This is a genomic window from uncultured Paraglaciecola sp., assembly GCF_913020055.1.
Classification (GTDB): Bacteria; Pseudomonadota; Gammaproteobacteria; order Enterobacterales; family Alteromonadaceae; genus Paraglaciecola.
On record NZ_CAJWCF010000043.1, the window covers coordinates 1 to 17,160 of the forward strand.

Here is a 17,160-nt window from a genome sequence, read left to right on the forward strand (position 1 = left end):
TGTTTGCCCAAAAAAACCAACGGCATAAGCAAGTTGTTCTTCTGTTCTAATTTGTTTAAACAAAGCAGGGCGAATAAGTTGTGATAACACTCTTGCCGCAGCTAAGTCAGCATCGTTTCGCGGGGCCAAATAAGCATCAATTAATCCTATGTCAGTCATTTCAATATTTTCTTGCCAGTTATAGATTTTCCCTGCTGGCACATGCAATAAAGGTGTTTGATAAACCTTTGCTACTTCACGTTCTTCAGGTAGTTGCTGCAAAACTAGATTGGATAACTCGTTAATATGTTGCTCAGAATAATTACCAAATGCAAATACCTGTAAATTAGCCTGTCTTAACAATTGATCTCTAAATAACTTAATATCCGAGGGGGAAATACGGTCAACTTCAGCCAGTAGTGCTTGGTCGCTAAATTCATCTAATTGCACCACTCGAGTAAACTTAGGAAATAATTGGTTGAGTAAAATTTGGCGTTTACTACTTTCAATGTCTGACTTAAAACTCGCTTTAAGGTTGGCTAATTCATCTTCACTGATATCAAATTCTACAATTTGTTTTAGCGCGCTAGCTAACAAAAGGCCTTGTTTATCAGTAAATCCACTGGCCGTAAGTGACAAACCATTAGACAAATTAGCGCCTAGTCCCATGCCCGCAGCCCCTGCTTCAGATTGAAGCTCAGTCAACTGTTGGCCTAAGCCACGGTCCAATAAGTTGGCCAATACATGATTTTTTGCAGAGGCTTTGGTCAAACCGCTGTTTAAATCAAGAGTTACCCTGCCCTTGGGTTGTTTAAACAATGCAGAATGGCCTAAGTGCGCTGTATGGCCCTGTTCCGAGACTAATTGCGTAGGTTTATTGATATGTTTGGCAGAGACTAAATCAAAACTCTCAGGCATCAAACCGTTGGCTCGTGGAAGGGATAAGGCGAACTGTTCAGTATTTTGTTGCCACTTCAGCTCTAACTCAGCACTGATTTCATGCACGCTGTAATTACCAGCGAAATATTGCATCTCTTGTTCGCCAGGTTGCTGTTTATCTATGTAGAAAATACGCGCATTATCCAAGGTCAATTGGTCGAGTACTGCTTGGATCACTTCAGGGTTAAAACGTTGATATTCGTACGCACTACTTAATACATATTCAGCTGGTGTATGTTGTAAACTAGCGGCAATTTGCATCGCATAACTATAATCGTTGGTTTTTTCTTTAAAGCGAAAACTATTACTTAGCGACTGTTTAATTTCAGTGAAATAACGAGGATTAACCCCTTTATCCCTGAGCAATGCTAAATATTTCAACACTGCGCCCATCACTTTGTCGCGGTTTTGTACGCCCGTTTCAGTTAAATCAATATATAAGGTGAAACTACCTGCATTACCGTATTCATCGGCATCGAAATTAGAATACACCGCATCACTTAAACCAGCATCACGCAAGGCAGATGCTAAGGTGCCGGGCATTTCGTTGGCGAGTAAATAGTTCACATAACCATTAGGTTTAACCGCGAATTGTTGGGCATTATTTTCAATTACAAAATTTATCCGCAATTGTTTCATGTCAGTTTGCGGAATGTAATGCACTACTTTTTTCAAATGTTCTGGTTTGGCTACGGCTACCGTCATTTTCGGACGAGGAGTATTTTTATTCGGAATTTTACCAAAATGTTGCTCAGCCAGTTTTTTCATCTCACTGATTGGCAAGTTACTGATCATCGCGCCTTTCATTAGGTTGGCAGAATAATAAGTGTTGTACATATGCACTAAAGCAGTCTGTAGCTTGTTATTTTCTTTATCAGCTAACGAGTCTAAATTACCCCAATTAAATTGTGAGATAGGATGCGCTGGGTTCAGAGTAGAACCGTTGAGTTGCTGCAAAATAACCCAATCATTCGGGCCTTTCATGCTCCATTCGGAATGTACTGCATTACGTTCTTTATCTGCATAACTTTCGTCTAAAATAGCTTCGTAGAAAAAACCACTAAATCGCGACAACGCATCTTCATAGGCGTCATTGTTTACTGCCACCATATAGTTAGTATGATCGAGCTCAGTATAGGCATTTTGAGTACCGCCATTGCGGCTCACAAACTCACTATAATCACCTACAGTGGGATAACTTTTAGTGCCCAAAAACAACATATGCTCTAGGTAATGGGCCAAGCCACCAAATTCTTTGGGCTCTTGTAAAGATCCGACAGCCACACTTAAGGCAGCAGCTGACTTTTCGATGCTGGGATCTGATACCAGCATGACTTCTAGCTGATTGTCTAAAATAATAGAAGCGTATTCTCGGTTATCAATAGGACTTTTTACGATTTCATTTTGCGGTTCGGGTTCAGTGGATATAGTGACGGACTTGTTAGTGTCAGTTGAACCGCAAGCATTCAGTAATAAACTAGCGCTAATCCAAAGGACAAGAGTGGTGTTGCGCCCGGTCGATAAAATCATAAAAATTCCTGATGTTAATACTTTAAAAATTTACAGTGTGAAAATATACCCTATTAGTAGCAATAAATAGGTATAAAAGACTGTTAGAAAATGTGTTTATTCAGAATAAAAAAACCAGCACTTAGTGCTGGTTTTTTTAAATACGATGAAGTTAGTTAACTTAAGCCACTGGGTCTTGGTCAGCGCCTTCTTTTTCTATTTCAGTTGGCATTAGGTCTTCTTTGCTGATACCTAATGTAAGTGCAACCAAACTGGCAACATAAATTGAAGAATAAGTACCAATTACCACACCAAACAACAAGGCGGTGGCAAATCCATGAATAGTCGCTCCACCTAAAAAGAACAAAGAAAGCAATACCAATATGGTAGTCAAAGACGTGACGATAGTTCGATTTAAGGTTTGCGTTAAAGAAGTATTGATAATTTCTTCAGCTTCGCCCTTGCGTATTTTACGGAAGTTCTCACGAATACGGTCACACACCACGATTGTATCATTTAGTGAATAACCAATTACCGCCAAAACAGCCGCCAATACGGTTAAATCAAACTCTAAACCTAATACCGAGAATAAACCCAAAGTCAGGATCACATCATGAGTTAGAGCGGCAACTGAACCTAAAGCAAAACGCCATTCAAAACGCAGTGCTACATAAATAAGGATACAGATCAAAGCAACTAACATAGCCAGTCCGCCTTGTTCAGTAAGCTCTTCACCTACGCTTGAACTAACATAAGAGCTGCCGCGCATTTCTGCACTGCTATCTGCTTGTTTAAGTGCTTTTAATGCCGCATCACCTAGTTCAGAAGACTTCACACCTTCCCGAGAAACTAATCTGATTAGTACGTCTTGGCTACTGCCAAAGTTCTGTACAACAGAATCGTGAAAGTCAGATGCTTCTAATTGTTTGCGAATTTGCACTAAATCTGCAGTTTGCCCATATCCCACTTCAATTTGGGTACCTCCAGTAAAATCGAGCCCCCAATTCAATTGGTTGATGGCCAAAGATGTCAGCGAACCGATAATTAGAAATATAGACAATATTGCCGCTGGTTTTCTCAGCGACATAAAAGCGATGGTCTCTTTCATATTTAAAATTTGCATGTTGGTGCTCCTAGATTGACAACTTGGTCAGACGTTTTCCGCCCCACCATGCATTAACGATGACTCGAGTCACAATGATCGCAGTGAACATTGAAGTGATAATTCCAATCATTAAGGTAATAGAAAAACCTTTAATCGGACCTGTACCTACTGCAAACAAAATCAAACCTACCAAAAAGGTAGTGATGTTGGCGTCTAATATAGTGGAAAACGCACTATCATAACCATGATGGATAGCCTGCTGGGGGCTTCGTCCGTCTTTGATTTCTTCACGTATTCGTTCAAATATAAGTACGTTGGCATCAACTGCCATACCTACAGTTAACACGATCCCAGCCATACCAGGTAAGCTCAGTGTGGCCCCAGGGATCATCGACATAATGCCAATAATCATGACTAAGTTGAGTGTCAGTGCAATGTTGGCAACAAAACCAAACTTCTTATAATAAATCAGCATGAATATAAGTACCGCAACAAAGCCCCAAATAATCGCTTGAGTACCCAAATCGATGTTTTCTTGACCTAGGCTTGGGCCGACTGTGCGCTCTTCAATAATTTGAATAGGCGCAATCAGCGCACCGGCTCTTAGCAATAACGCCAAGTCGTATGCTTCTTGAGGGGAGTCTAATCCTGTTGTTTCAAACTGGTTACTAAATACCCCGTTAATAGTGGCAACACTTATGACGCGTCTTTCTTCTTCAAAGATAAGTTTATCATCGGCATCTCGCTCACCCGTGGATTTAAACTCAATAAACACCACAGCCATGGGTTTACCCACTGCGCGTTTAGTGAAATTAAGCATCTTGGCGCCACCTTTGGAATCCAGTGAAATGGATACCTTAGGACTACCGTATTGATCTACACCACTGTTTGCATCGATGATTGAACTACCGGCAACAATGACTTTTTTCTTAAGTAATTGAGGGCCGCCTTTGTCATAAGGTAACAATTCAGAACCGGCTGGCACACGACCATTGATGGCATCACGTACATCATGTTCAAGGTCAACTTCGCGGTATTCCAGAGTAGCCGTGGCATTCAAAATTTCTTTGGCTTTTGCTGTATCTTGGATACCCGGTAATTGTACAACTATCCGGTCTGGCCCTTGCTTTTGCACGGTAGGCTCAGCCACACCCAGTTGATTAACTCGGTTACGAATAATGGTGATGTTTTGTTTAACGGCATAATCACGTGTTTCAGCAAGTTTTTGCTCAGACATACTAGCAAAGATAACTAACCCACTTCTTTCAACAAAAACGAAGTCTCGATTACGGTTTTTAAGGAAAAACTCTGCTTTATCTAAAGTTTCTTGGTCACGAAAAAATATCTCGACCCCATCGTCCAGTTGTTTCACTGTGCGATAACGAATACCTTCTTCACGTAATGCGGTACGAAAATCACCTACCATATCCTCTAGAGTCTTAGACAAGGCAGATTTCATGTCCACTTCCATTAGAAAGTGCACACCACCACGTAAGTCAAGACCAAGTTTCATTGGTGTGCCACCCAAATTTTCTAGCCAAGCAGGTGTGTCGGGAGCTAAATTCATGGCGACAAAATAATCATCGCCTAAGGCTTTTTCAATTTTTTCACGAGCAATCAATTGGGTATCAGAATCATCCAATCGAACGAGTATCTGTTCGTTTTCTAACACTATACTTTTACTAGTGATATTGGCAGCAGCCAACTCAGCGGTGACTTTTTCAACAACCGCTGCATTTACAACAGCATTTTTACCCGCAGATATTTGTACGGCATGATCTTCGCCATACAAATTGGGGGAGGCATATAAAGCACATAGGCTGACCACAAAGATCACCATTAAGTACTTCCATAGCGGAGTTTGATTTAACACAAGAATTTCCTTCCATTCTTCCAATAAAAAGGGGCTGAAACGCCCCTATTTGTCATCTACATTTAGATGGCTTTCATTGTGCCTTTAGGCAAGACCGCTGAAACGGCTGATTTTTGGATAACGATGTTGGTAGTGTCATTCAAAGCAATTTCGATGAAATCTTTTTCATCAGACACCTTAACAATTTTACCAACCATGCCACCTTGCGTCAGCACTTCATCACCTTTACCTAACGAGGTAACCAAGTTTTTGTGATCTTTAACACGTTTAGCTTGTGGACGATAAAGCATGAAGTAGAAAATCAAACCAAACACACCCAGCATGATCAACATTTCAAAACCGCCACCAGCGGCCCCACCAGCATCTTGTGCGTAAGCATTGGATATAAATAAACTCATAATTTCCCCTAATTTTTGTAAATTTTAATTATGTTAATACCAGCTAGTCTTTCAACTGAGGCACTGGCATATCTTTTTGTGCGTAAAATTCGGTGACAAAAGCATCGAGTTCGTTAGCGGCAATGGCATCTCGCAAACCTTGCATAATACGTTGGTAATAACGCAAGTTATGGATCGTATTTAAGCGTGCGCCAAGTATCTCATTACATTTATCCAAGTGATGTAGATATGACCGAGAATAGTTTTTACAAGTGTAACAATCACATTTTTCGTCTAAAGGGCCGGTATCCGTTTTATGAACCGCGTTCCGTATTTTAACAACACCGCTGGTAATAAACATGTGTCCATTACGCGCATTACGCGTTGGCATAACACAATCGAACATATCAATACCACGGCGCACCGCTTCGACGATATCTTCTGGTTTACCTACGCCCATTAAATAACGAGGTTTGTCTGCAGGTATTTGATCGGTGGTATGATCCAGCACTTTAATCATTTCGTCTTTAGGTTCGCCTACTGACAAGCCACCTATGGCATAACCATCAAATCCTATGTCTTCTAAACCAGCCAAGGATACATCACGTAAATCTTCGTACATGCCACCTTGAATAATGCCAAACAATGCTGATGGGTTATCACCATGTTCCGTTTTGCTACGCTTTGCCCAGCGTAGAGACAACTCCATAGACACCCGAGCTTCGCTCTCAGTAGCCGGATAAGGCGTACATTCGTCAAAGATCATCACGATATCTGAACCTAAATCACGTTGTACCTGCATGGATTTTTCTGGTGTTAAAAGAATTTTTTCGCCATTGATAGGTGAGCGAAACGTCACACCTTCTTCGGTTATCTTGCGCAAGTCACCCAAGCTAAATACTTGAAAGCCACCTGAGTCAGTCAAAATAGGCTTATCCCAGTGCATAAAGTCATGCAAATCACCGTGTTGCTTAATTATTTCAGTACCTGGACGTAACATTAAATGAAAAGTATTGCCTAAACAGATATGTGCACCTGTTTCGTCTAACTCTTCAGGTGTCATGCCTTTCACTGTACCGTATGTACCTACAGGCATAAAAGCTGGCGTTTCTACCACACCTCGGTCAAACACCAAACGGCCACGGCGAGCCTTTCCATCTGTATTATCTAATTCAAATTTCATTTATTTATCTCTGCTTACCGGAAAACAGTCCGATGGCGAAATTCGCTTGTTATTGAGCGCAAACATAATCTGTATGCAAAACCCTAGTTAACAAGCCATGCTTAAAAACGATGCGGGATTATATACGAATCAGTCAGAGGTTTGAAAACTTATCACGCTTAATTTGAGCCTCACTTGTCACTGATACCAATAGATAGATACTTTGTTCAAGTTTGTAACCAGCTCGACCTGCAAAATAGTGCAAACACTTTAAGCCAAAGAACATCCACAACATCCCTCTAACATAGTGCAGGAAAATCCATTATATTGGGTCTCATCTTTGCAAAACTAACCTTTTAAAACGGCGAAATCACTTGTCAGACAATCAGTTAGAGAATTTTGAATCCACTGAAGAAGTGCCAGAAGTCAAACCTAGTACTTTTTTTCAGAAGAGTTGGCTACGCTTGCCTACTCAAATGATAAGTTGGCTACGCTTACCAACTAAAATAATACAGTCCTTGCGTAAAAAGTTCTCACTGCTCACACTCTCTCAATGGATGTACCTTCTGGCTTTTTTGTTGCTCTTGGTACATGCCGAGCAAGACGTCGAAGAGCCCTCTGAATTATTATGGGTAGGGGCGCTTGCAGGCGTGGGTCTTGTTAGAGAGTTATGGCATGTGTTTAATCGACTTTGGGAACATATGTTGGGTAAAGGTTTGATCTTAGTTTTGTATGCCGCCACGGCTAACTTTGCCTTGGCCGTATCGGCTCTAAAAATCAATGTGATTACTGGTATCGAACCTGGACCTTTTGTTTTTACCTTAGGATTTGCCACCTTAATCATGTTGCCATTTTGGTTATTAATGAGTTCCATCATATTTTTTTCTGCGGCCCTAATAGCCGGTAATCTTTGGTTAGTATTAGGCATCTTGTTGCGCCTAATAAGAGTAAAAGTCAAAGTACATTGGGAAGATAAAGTATTTGTTTTTATTACCATGATACTCAGACTGGTATTAATACCTTATGTGATCATCTCGATTTTTTTCATCGCCACACCTTATGCCAAACAAATAGAACTATTTGAACGCCCCATTGCATTAATTAATCAAGCAAACTCTGATATCGAAAGTGAGGAAGCAAAAAAACTTAACGACGATATACAGACCAATGACACAGACACAGACACAAAAATGATCACCTTCTCTGTTTTTAATCGCCCATACAACATACCTGTTGACGAAGATGGTCAGATAAAATGGTTAGACAAACTCATTGCAGGCTTTATTTTTCATTTTGAAACTTATCCTAAGTCAGCTTGTAAAAAAGCCCCTGAACAACGTAGTTTACCGATTGATGAAAACTTACTTTTGTTGGTGAGTGCAGACGATTCCGATTTGGGTTACCAGTTTAGTGTTGGCCCTTGTGTGGGGAATTTTTCTGATGTTGAGCCACATGTGGAAGTTGATAGTTCTCCTGAGTAATAGTCGCCATTGAGGATGGCTATTACCAATACTGCGTATGTAAGTTCGGATGGGCTTTACGCCCATTCAGTCGAAGCTAGTAAATACGATATTTGAGAGCCAAAAGCACGCTGCGCGCCATCATCCATGATGGTTTTTGTCTTGAATCCCTTCAAGCCAGTTACTTTTTCTTCAACAGCTAAGAATAAAGTAACCAAAAAGAAGCCGCCGCAGCCAAAGTTTTTAACCGCACAAAAAGACTTATTTTAAGGTCGTTTCAAATGTGTCCCTCCAACTTCCACTCAAATGGCATCCATGCCATTTGCCCCTAAAACAAGCCTTTTTTATGCTGAAACTTAAAAGCGGAAGAGCAGTGGCGGAGCCACCAAAGATTATAATCGGCGAAGCCGATGCTTTTGTCTTTTAATCTACTCTCGCATTTATGTTCGCCAAATATTTCTGAGATTTAGTAGGTCAATTTACATGGATGTAAATTGAGTCGTAGAGTGCCGGGAGCACATTACGACGACCTGCTAAATCTCAGAAATAATTGGATAAAGAACATAGTTTGGCGAGCGGCCTTTTTTGCCTACTTTTTTTGGCTGTAGCAAAAAAGTAGGTCGCACAGAAGGGATTCTGTGAGAAACCTGCCACGGAAGGCAGTAAGCATTAGCGAATGCTTTATCTTCAAATAAAAAACCAAAAGCACGCTTCGCGCCATCATCCATGATGGTTTTTGTCTTGAATCCCTTCAAGCCAGATACTCTTTTTATAAAGTGCGTCCATGCACTTTACCTTTCAGGCCAGTTGAAGCTGTTCCATATTTATCCAGTAAATATGGTCAACAGCGAAAAAGAGTATCCAGAAAACGCCGCTCGCTACCAAAGTTTTTAACCGCATAAAATGGCTTATTCATGCGTTGTTACGAATGTATCCCTTCAAGCTCCACTCAAATGACTTCCCTGTCATTTGCCCCAAGAATAAGCCATTTTATGCTGAAACTTTATAGGCGAAACTGGACTATTTAGAAGCACGGCTTCGCCCAGTTGAGCATCTAGACAAGGACGTCGAGATTGAGTGCTTATAATCAAGGATGTGTGATTGACTAACTTGAAGCCTATCCCAGATATCTCGTGCTTTGAATACTCTGACTCTTTACGAACACCAAAGCTGATATCGACAAGGTCGATTAATTTGCGTTATTAAGAGGGTGCTAATATTTTGAATAATTCAAGTAATGGCAGTTATGCGAAATGACGGCAGCACGCCCAAAGCGGACTAAGTAACTTAACGGGTTGAACGGTATACTTGGTGGCAAATGATACGTTTCAGCGAACCTAACCCCGCAGGTTATGCGGCGGTAAATTTTCCTAATACTTTAGTCTCACTTCTCCACTTTTAAGTTCTAATTGTGTTTTACTTCGTGTAAGAATGATTTGGCGAAAAGAGTGCAACACTTGGTGTGAACCCCAATTCTATTTAAATTGCATGGATTGATTTAAGAGAAGAATGTAGGCTGTGTTTACATATAATTTCACTATCATTAAAAAATGGTCTTATTTTGTAAAAAATTCGTAACCTTTTATAATTCAAAATAGGATTACTCTATGCTAAACAGCCTGTTAACCAACCTATCCTTCAGATCCAAAATACTCGCAGGTTATGGCTTGGTATTGTCGTTAATGCTTGTCGTCTGTATGGTGGTTTATTTTAGCATCAAATCTCTCGCGTCAGAGGTTGTCTGGGTAGAACATACTCACAAGGTACTTGATACTGCATCACAAATAGAAGCAGCAGCCGTAGATATGGAAACCGGCATGCGAGGCTTTTTATTGGCGGGGCAAGAACAGTTTCTCGACCCATATAAGAATGGAAAGACCCGTTTCCATACTTTAATAAGGGAACTTTCAAAGACTGTGTCAGATAATCCGGCGCAAGTCGCACTATTAAAAGAAATAGAGTCCACCATTGATACTTGGTTAACCAAGGTTGTGCAGGAACAAATTGACATGCGGCGCCAGGTCGGTGATACCGTATCCATGAACGACATAGCCAATTTAGTCGGTCAGGCACAAGGTAAACAATACTTTGATAAATTTAGGACTCAAATAAAGACCTTCAAAGATAGAGAAAAGCAATTACTGATTGTGCGGTCAGAGTCAATGTCAAGCATAAAGTCAGTAGTGCTTAACTTCACTATTTTTGGCACATTATTAGCGATAACCATAGGGATTGCGGTTGCCCTGATGCTTACTCGACATATTATGAATTTATTGGGCGGAGAGCCCTCTTACATAGCGAAAATTGCACAATATGTAGCAAACGGAGACCTCACTTTAGATTTATCAAGCAGTACCTCTGACGTAGGAGTATTCGCTCAAATGAAAGCAATGGTTGCCTCCCTAAAAGAAAAAATTGTTTTAGCTGAACTGATTGCAGCTGGAGAATTAAATACACCAGTTGTTTTGGCGTCAGACAAAGATTTGCTCGGGATCGCATTAAAAGATATGAAAGAAAATTTAAATGAGACGCTCTACCAAACGCAAATAATAAGTAATGAAATCTCCGACGGTAGCAATAGTGTTTCAGCTACCAGTACAGCGTTGTCAGCTGGAGCGTCAAGCCAGTCTACTAACTTAGATACTATTGTCGTTTCTCTAAACGAACTGAGTGAGCAAAGTAACACAAATGCCAAAAATGCAGCGCAAGCAAGTGAACTAGCGGGTTTAGCACAAAATGCTGCAAGTGAAGGTAGTAATAAAATGAATGATATGGTTGTAGCTATGTCAGAAATATCAGAAGCCAGTAAGAGCATATCTGGTTTTATTAGTACTATTGATGAGATAGCTGCTCAAACCAATTTATTGGCCCTTAATGCAGCGATAGAGGCTGCCAGAGCAGGTGAGCAAGGACGAGGATTTGCAGTAGTCGCAGATGAGGTACGCAATTTAGCCGCAAGAAGCACCAATGCAGCGATAGAGACGTCGAAGTTAATTGCCGGCTCTGTATCAAAAACTGAGAACGGCAGTGCCATCGCAAATGAGACATCAGAAAGTTTAAAGAACATATTCGAAATTATAAGTAAAAGTTCAGGACTTGTAGCAGAAATCGCCAATGCCAGTAACGAACAAGCCATTGGTGCAGAATCGATTAATAAAGGGTTGGTAGAGATAGGGATTGTAACTCAGAAAAATAATGATGCTGCAATGGAAAGTTCCGCGGCTTCAGAGCAATTATCTCAACAAGCAGTGCAACTAAAAACAATGTTATCGAAATTCAAATTACGCTCATGACAAGTAACGCAGCTTTATAGGACCATTTGCTAACGCTTTCAAATGTTATTACTGCAGATAGTGCAATCGTAAGTTAATGTTATTCAAAACTTCACTGCCATAAAACACTTTACATGAAAATCACTGAGTTAATTTTTAGCTCAGTCTTACTGCATGGTGCAACTGGCATCCAAGATACAAATATTATTCTTCTTTTTTCTCCAAAAACATCGCATCACCGTAACTAAAAAAACGATACTCTTGTTCAATAGCCTGTTGGTATGCGTTTTCGATATTTTCTTTGCCACAAAAAGCGCTAACTAACATTAACAAGGTAGATTCGGATAAATGGAAGTTGGTTAACATCGCATCAACCAGTTGAAACTCATAACCAGGGTAGATAAAAATATCGGTATCTGAAAGAAAGGGAGCCAGTTCAGTTCCTGCCTTAAGTGCCGCTTGTGCTGCCGATTCAATCGAACGCACCGATGTTGTGCCAACTGCAATAACCCTTTTACCCGCGGCCTTGGTAGCTAAAATGGCATCAACCACTTGTTGTGATACTTCTGCGTATTCAGAATGCATTTGGTGTTCGAGAATATTATCGACTCGCACAGGTTGAAATGTACCGGCACCTACATGCAAAGTCACATATTCACTTTTTACACCTTTGTCTTTTAGTTGCTGCAGAATGTGTTCATCAAAATGCAAACCGGCTGTTGGAGCAGCGACTGCACCAGGCACTTTATTGTAAACAGTTTGATAACGTTCTTTGTCTGAGTCCTCGTCGGGACGATCAATATAAGGTGGCAATGGCATATGCCCAAATTGTTCAAGTAACTCTAAAACAGGTTCATTATTCAAAAATTTCAGCTCAAATAAAGCATCGTGCCGGGCTATCATTTCTGCATGTACAGAGCCTTCAAGTACTAATTTACTGCCTACTTTGGGTGATTTACTGGCCCTAACATGCGCCAACACTCGATGTTCATCCAACACCCGCTCTATTAACACTTCGACTTTGCCGCCCGATTCTTTTTGACCTAATAACCTTGCAGGGATCACTCGGGTATTATTAAAAATAAGTAAATCGCCTTGATCGATTAAATCGACAATATCTGCAAATTGTTTTTGTGAGACCTCACCGTTATTGCCGCTAAGGTGCATTAAGCGGCTACTACTGCGCTTTTCAGTAGGATAACGGGCGATAAGGTTTTCTGGCAGTTCGAATTGGAAATCAGATAGTTTCATAGTGGTCTCTACTTTATTTGCAGCTTAGTTTACGTATATTTTTTAATACCTGCAATCAACTCTGCATACCCTAATTGTATTGCACATAAATCCAACTGAATTATGCTTATCCCACAGTTAGATTATTGACGTTTTCTCCCAAAACTGTTCTTTGCCCGGTTCATTGATTCAATGTAGCCGGGCTTTTTTTTGTCTGAAAATAAACTGGGTTTTACATTCGTGCTTAGTCATGGTGTGAGGAATTTCGCGGGGTCGTTACCATTGCTTTAGTACTGTGATTGTCAATTGCATTGGATACCTAATGGACAATACAACCCTTTGGACTTTCAGGGGTATGCTTTGCTTTGGTCATTAAGCAACCTCCCGTAGCCAGTGTGTCAACTAGACTTCAAACTAGAACCCAATTAGTTTTATTCTAATGGGCTACCTAAATCAGCAAAAATGTCGATGATTTCATCTCGCTCAATCTTGCGCATATTTAACACATACATGATTTGTAACAACAAATCTGCACCCATAATGCCCTTGTTGACTTTATTTCTTAGGTTGTCTGCGCTTTGATGTATCCCTATATTAGATAGTCTGTCGCTAAGATCTTGGTATTTAGTACCACGCTTTGACATTTCAGCCTTGAGTAAACGCTGAACCAGTTGTCGCCAATCGGCAGCAAGCGATGGTACTGTACTGTTCGTTGTTTCATCTTTATTGTTGGACATATGCAAGTTTACCAATTAACCAAACGTGAATTATAATTTACATTTAAAACATATAAATATCAAATGTTGAAAAATATAATTTGACATATTAACTTTAAACTGACTAAACTGTGACACGTAATATCACTGATGGCTAACATCTTTGAATTACATGAAAGCCACGAGCTTAGTCATCAGCCTTACAGGAGAGTAGCCATGACTTGGGATCTTAACCAACTTGAGACCCTTTTAGCAGACAACCAAGATTTGGTTGTGACTAAAGAAGAAAATTGTTTGCTAGTAGCAAACAGTGACGGAATAGACGCTTGGTTAGCCATTAGTGGTGAACAAATATTGGTTGAATCACTATTATTTGCCAAGACTGAAGTCAAAGATTGTGCCGTGTTAAATGAAGAAATTTTAAAAACACACATGATATTCCCGCTTACAACTGTCGGTATATCGCAAGTTGCTGGTGACGAATATTACACAGCGTTTGGTTCACTCAGTTCACAGTCCAAAGCTGAGAGTGTGATGATTGAGCTAACTACCCTGTTTCAAAATGTCGAAGCATTTTTAGATGCTTATGAAGACCATTTGAAATAACGCTTACTGTATTAATTAGGAGAAAGAATATGTCAGTTTGGAGAAAATTAATCACTGCTGTTAAAGGCGGAGCAACTGAAGCGGCACAATCTGTAGCTGATAGTCAGGCCATTCGTATTCTTGAGCAAGAAATTCGCGAAGCCAAAGACGAGCTTCGTAAGTCGGATCATGCCAGAACGCAAATATTGGCCAAGTGTAAATTAGCCCAACAAAAAGTAGATAGTTTGCAAGCTTCTGTTGAGCAATATGAAGCCCATGCCCGCAAGGCAGTAGACACAGATCGTCAATTAGCCTTGGATTGTGCACAAAAGGTGGGTGATTTGCGTGCTGAACAAGACGGTGAACAGAAGTACCTTGATCAGTTTAAACAGTCAGAAAAACAACTAGCGACTAATATCAACCAAGCTAAATCAAACCTTAAACGTTTAGAGCAGCAGGTTGATATGGTAAAGGCAACTGAATCTGTACAAAAAGCACAGGTTGCAGTGTCATCACGCCATTTAGGTGCTAACAGCAAAATGAAAACGGCGACTGAGTCTTTGTCTCGTATTCAAGATAAACAAAACTTGCGTAATGCTGAATTACAAGCTGCGGAAGAATTAGCCACCGAAGAGTCGAGTGATGATTTAAGCAAACGTTTAGCCGAAGCTGGTATAGCTGGCGGCAATGCATCAGCAGATGACGAACTTAGCCGTATATTAGGCAAATAATTCATTGGCTTTTGAAGTGAAATAAGGCAAACGATGTTTCCAAAATTACGCAAGATGTTGAGTCGAGTGTTTGCCGAGATGCGCTGGTACAGTATTGTACTGGCGCTTCTTTTTTATGGGTTTACAAGTTGGGTTTTATTAAGTCTGGCGGGTGAAGAAACACTCACTCACTCAGTAGATTTCATTTATTGGTTGGTTGTTACTGGCTCAACAGTTGGCTATGGTGATTTATCACCTAGCACCACTGCAGGAAAATACTTAGTATCCTTTTACATTATTCCACTCGGTCTGAGTATTTTCGCACTGGTCTTAGGACGCGTGGCAAGTTGGGTATCTAATCAATGGCAAAAAGGAGCAAGGGGTTTGAAAAATTTAGACATTGAAGATCATATTCTTGTGCTGGGTTGGAATGGTCACCGGACTATTCGTTTATTAGAGCTATTAATCCGAGAGCGTGCCTCCATAGAGGATGATCCCACAATAGTGCTCTGTGTCAGAGCAGATATCACTAATCCACTCCCAGACCATATTGAGTTTGTCAAAGTTACCACTTTTAGCAACGACGTTGATATGGACCGAGCCTGTGTGGACAAAGCCCGCGTGGTGTTAATGGACAACCCTGAAGATGATCTAACAATGACCACCGCACTGTATTGCAGTCAGCGTAATCCAAATGCGCAAATGGTGGCTTACTTCAACGACGAAAGTTTAGTGGGTTTACTGCAAAAACATTGCCCTAACGTAGAGTGTACCCCTAGTGTTGCGGTAGAAATGTTGGCCAAATCAGCGTTTGACCCTGGTTCAAGCTTGTTACACCACGATCTTCTAGATATCAATCATGGACAAGCGCAATATTCAGTTATGATCCCAGAACATATTTCTTCACTGAAAATTGATAATATTTTTGAAACTCTTAAACGTAAATATCGTGCGACTTTAATAGGCATGTCTAAGGCCAATGAAAAGTTAAATATACAGGTCAACCCAGATCTCAACTTAACGCTTTCATCTGGAGATAAAATTTTCTACATCGCCGACAAAAGAATAACCAAACTAAACTGGGCTGATTTTGTGGAGGCAGAAAGTGTTTAGCAAATTATTTGGTAAAAAAGAAACCGTAACTAAACCTAAGGCACCTGAAATCATGGGGCTTTACTTAGGCGGTTCATTCGAACTCGACCCTCTTAAATTACGCTTAATGGAACCGGAATTGATGATTGAAAAGGCCGCTAGTCAGCACCTAATTCAAGCTGTAGGTGAAGTAAATCTAGATACGGGTGGCAAAATCCTGCGTTTTTACACCGATGATGATGCTTTTTTGCAAGTGATATTAGATGGTGGTGATACAGAAAATCATATAACCGATGTCAAACTCTGGTACTTTTATGAGACTAAAACCATAGGTTCACAAGAGCAATGGAAACAAACTATTGCTACGGGTATATCTAAACCCACTTATCAACTTGAAGATGCTGAATATCAACGAGTATGGGATGCAGTAGGTGATGAATCACCACCAGTTGCGATGACCGAAAAAACCTATGAAGAAGACGGTGATACTAGCGAAACCGATCAATTTGTGATGTTGTATGAACGTCAGCTTTCAGGCGACGAAACAGAAACTTTGCTGGTAACCGCAGAAGAAAAATTAATTAATAACAATTTTGACCGTTGTTTAGTGATCAGCACTGGCTTTAATATTGGCCAAGCTGATATAACGATTAACGGCTAACGGCTAGCGTTGAACGATTAAAGCGTATCGTTCGCTCACGTAGATACCACTCATTAAAAGAAAGGATAAATAATGGACGCAATATTAAATTCAATATCAGGTTTAGGCAATTTTGCCCTGTATTTTGCAGTGTCAATTTTGTTGTTGTTCGTGTTCAAAGTGGTGTACGCCTTTGTGACGCCCCATGATGAGTGGAAATTGGTTAAGGAAGATAAAAATCAAGCCGCAGCTATAGGGTTTGGTGGCGCTATGATAGGTTTTAGTATCGCCTTAGCGGGTGCCGTGGCCAACTCAGAATTTTTAATTGATTTTGTAGTGTGGGGCGTGGTGGCCATTATTGCGCAATCATTTGCCTTTGCTTTGCTACGTTTTACCTTTATGCCCAAAATAGCCGAAAGAATTGATAATAATGAAATATCAGCAGGTACTATTTTAGCAGCGGTATCTATTTCTGTTGGGCTGCTTAACGCTGCTTGTATGAGTTATTAGG

16 protein-coding genes are annotated in these 17,160 nt (G+C 40.5%); 7 read left to right on the plus strand and 9 right to left on the minus strand.

Translation table 11 applies throughout. The features are described from left to right. From QZ488_RS10820 to tgt, 5 genes are all read right to left on the minus strand, one after another. The coding region (locus QZ488_RS10820; protein WP_293748485.1) for an insulinase family protein at positions 1–2,448 on the minus strand (2,448 nt) is incomplete at its 3' end. A 160-nt stretch (positions 2,449–2,608) separates the two neighbouring features. Beyond that, positions 2,609–3,550, minus strand: coding sequence for a protein translocase subunit SecF (gene secF / locus QZ488_RS10825; protein WP_293748487.1), 942 nt, complete (start codon positions 3,548–3,550; stop codon positions 2,609–2,611). A 10-nt stretch (positions 3,551–3,560) separates the two neighbouring features. Then, positions 3,561–5,405: a protein translocase subunit SecD gene (gene secD, locus QZ488_RS10830; RefSeq protein ID WP_293748489.1), complete on the minus strand. Its 1,845-nt coding sequence runs from the start codon at positions 5,403–5,405 to the stop codon at positions 3,561–3,563. A 62-nt stretch (positions 5,406–5,467) separates the two neighbouring features. Beyond that, entirely contained in the window at positions 5,468–5,803 is a 336-nt protein-coding gene (yajC, locus tag QZ488_RS10835; protein ID WP_007625453.1) for a preprotein translocase subunit YajC, read from the minus strand. Between the two features lie 43 nt (positions 5,804–5,846). Then, positions 5,847–6,965, minus strand: coding sequence for a tRNA guanosine(34) transglycosylase Tgt (gene tgt, locus QZ488_RS10840; protein WP_293748494.1), 1,119 nt, complete (start codon positions 6,963–6,965; stop codon positions 5,847–5,849). A 353-nt stretch (positions 6,966–7,318) separates the two neighbouring features. Here tgt and QZ488_RS10845 point away from each other — a divergent pair, with 353 nt between their 5' ends. Continuing rightward, positions 7,319–8,425 (plus strand): hypothetical protein, encoded by a 1,107-nt coding sequence (locus QZ488_RS10845; RefSeq protein WP_293748496.1) that lies wholly within the window; start codon positions 7,319–7,321, stop codon positions 8,423–8,425. A 56-nt stretch (positions 8,426–8,481) separates the two neighbouring features. On the opposite strand, the gene QZ488_RS10850 is transcribed toward QZ488_RS10845, so the two are convergent. After that, entirely contained in the window at positions 8,482–8,622 is a 141-nt protein-coding gene (locus QZ488_RS10850) for a hypothetical protein (RefSeq protein WP_293748498.1), read from the minus strand. Positions 8,623–8,937: 315 nt separating this feature from the next. Beyond that, a complete protein-coding gene (locus QZ488_RS10855) occupies positions 8,938–9,132 on the minus strand; it encodes a hypothetical protein (protein ID WP_293748500.1) in 195 nt (64 codons plus the stop codon). Positions 9,133–10,011: 879 nt separating this feature from the next. Between QZ488_RS10855 and QZ488_RS10860 the strand changes: the two genes are divergently transcribed. Next, the gene (locus QZ488_RS10860; RefSeq protein ID WP_293748502.1) at positions 10,012–11,697 is read left to right on the plus strand and encodes a methyl-accepting chemotaxis protein; all 1,686 of its coding nucleotides are present in this window, start codon (positions 10,012–10,014) and stop codon (positions 11,695–11,697) included. A gap of 183 nt (positions 11,698–11,880) precedes the next feature. Here QZ488_RS10860 and queA read toward each other — a convergent pair whose 3' ends face one another. Both queA and QZ488_RS10870 read right to left on the minus strand, forming a co-directional pair. Next, on the minus strand, positions 11,881–12,927 hold the full coding sequence (gene queA / locus QZ488_RS10865) for a tRNA preQ1(34) S-adenosylmethionine ribosyltransferase-isomerase QueA (protein WP_293748504.1): 1,047 nt from the start codon (positions 12,925–12,927) through the stop codon (positions 11,881–11,883). A gap of 410 nt (positions 12,928–13,337) precedes the next feature. Continuing rightward, positions 13,338–13,643: a DUF6471 domain-containing protein gene (locus QZ488_RS10870; RefSeq protein WP_293748506.1), complete on the minus strand. Its 306-nt coding sequence runs from the start codon at positions 13,641–13,643 to the stop codon at positions 13,338–13,340. Positions 13,644–13,838: 195 nt separating this feature from the next. Here QZ488_RS10870 and QZ488_RS10875 point away from each other — a divergent pair, with 195 nt between their 5' ends. The 5 genes from QZ488_RS10875 (at position 13,839) to QZ488_RS10895 (ending at position 17,159) form a co-directional block, all read left to right on the plus strand. Beyond that, a complete protein-coding gene (locus QZ488_RS10875; protein ID WP_293748508.1) occupies positions 13,839–14,228 on the plus strand; it encodes a YjfI family protein in 390 nt (129 codons plus the stop codon). 29 nt (positions 14,229–14,257) lie between these two features. After that, positions 14,258–14,938 carry a PspA/IM30 family protein gene (locus QZ488_RS10880; RefSeq protein WP_293748510.1) on the plus strand — a complete coding sequence of 227 codons (681 nt, stop codon included), beginning with the start codon at positions 14,258–14,260 and terminating at the stop codon, positions 14,936–14,938. A gap of 33 nt (positions 14,939–14,971) precedes the next feature. After that, a complete protein-coding gene (locus tag QZ488_RS10885) occupies positions 14,972–16,030 on the plus strand; it encodes a potassium channel family protein (RefSeq protein ID WP_293748512.1) in 1,059 nt (352 codons plus the stop codon). Then, positions 16,023–16,670, plus strand: coding sequence for a YjfK family protein (locus tag QZ488_RS10890; protein WP_293748514.1), 648 nt, complete (start codon positions 16,023–16,025; stop codon positions 16,668–16,670). Before QZ488_RS10885 ends, QZ488_RS10890 begins: the two co-directional genes overlap by 8 nt. Before the next feature lie 72 nt (positions 16,671–16,742). After that, on the plus strand, positions 16,743–17,159 hold the full coding sequence (locus QZ488_RS10895; RefSeq protein ID WP_293748516.1) for a DUF350 domain-containing protein: 417 nt from the start codon (positions 16,743–16,745) through the stop codon (positions 17,157–17,159). Position 17,160: the final 1 nt, after the last annotated feature.

What these genes read in the sequence shown, in the direction of transcription:
- secF (WP_293748487.1), bottom strand. Translation starts at nt 3,550, where the DNA reads ATGCAAATTTTAAATATGAAAGAGACCATCGCTTTTATGTCGCTGAGA.
- queA (WP_293748504.1), bottom strand. Translation starts at nt 12,927, where the DNA reads ATGAAACTATCTGATTTCCAATTCGAACTGCCAGAAAACCTTATCGCC.
- QZ488_RS10870 (WP_293748506.1), bottom strand. Translation starts at nt 13,643, where the DNA reads ATGTCCAACAATAAAGATGAAACAACGAACAGTACAGTACCATCGCTT.
- QZ488_RS10855 (WP_293748500.1), bottom strand. Translation starts at nt 9,132, where the DNA reads ATGGATGATGGCGCGAAGCGTGCTTTTGGTTTTTTATTTGAAGATAAA.
- yajC (WP_007625453.1), bottom strand. Translation starts at nt 5,803, where the DNA reads ATGAGTTTATTTATATCCAATGCTTACGCACAAGATGCTGGTGGGGCC.
- QZ488_RS10885 (WP_293748512.1), top strand. Translation starts at nt 14,972, where the DNA reads ATGTTTCCAAAATTACGCAAGATGTTGAGTCGAGTGTTTGCCGAGATG.
- QZ488_RS10860 (WP_293748502.1), top strand. Translation starts at nt 10,012, where the DNA reads ATGCTAAACAGCCTGTTAACCAACCTATCCTTCAGATCCAAAATACTC.
- QZ488_RS10880 (WP_293748510.1), top strand. Translation starts at nt 14,258, where the DNA reads ATGTCAGTTTGGAGAAAATTAATCACTGCTGTTAAAGGCGGAGCAACT.
- QZ488_RS10875 (WP_293748508.1), top strand. Translation starts at nt 13,839, where the DNA reads ATGACTTGGGATCTTAACCAACTTGAGACCCTTTTAGCAGACAACCAA.
- QZ488_RS10895 (WP_293748516.1), top strand. Translation starts at nt 16,743, where the DNA reads ATGGACGCAATATTAAATTCAATATCAGGTTTAGGCAATTTTGCCCTG.
- tgt (WP_293748494.1), bottom strand. Translation starts at nt 6,965, where the DNA reads ATGAAATTTGAATTAGATAATACAGATGGAAAGGCTCGCCGTGGCCGT.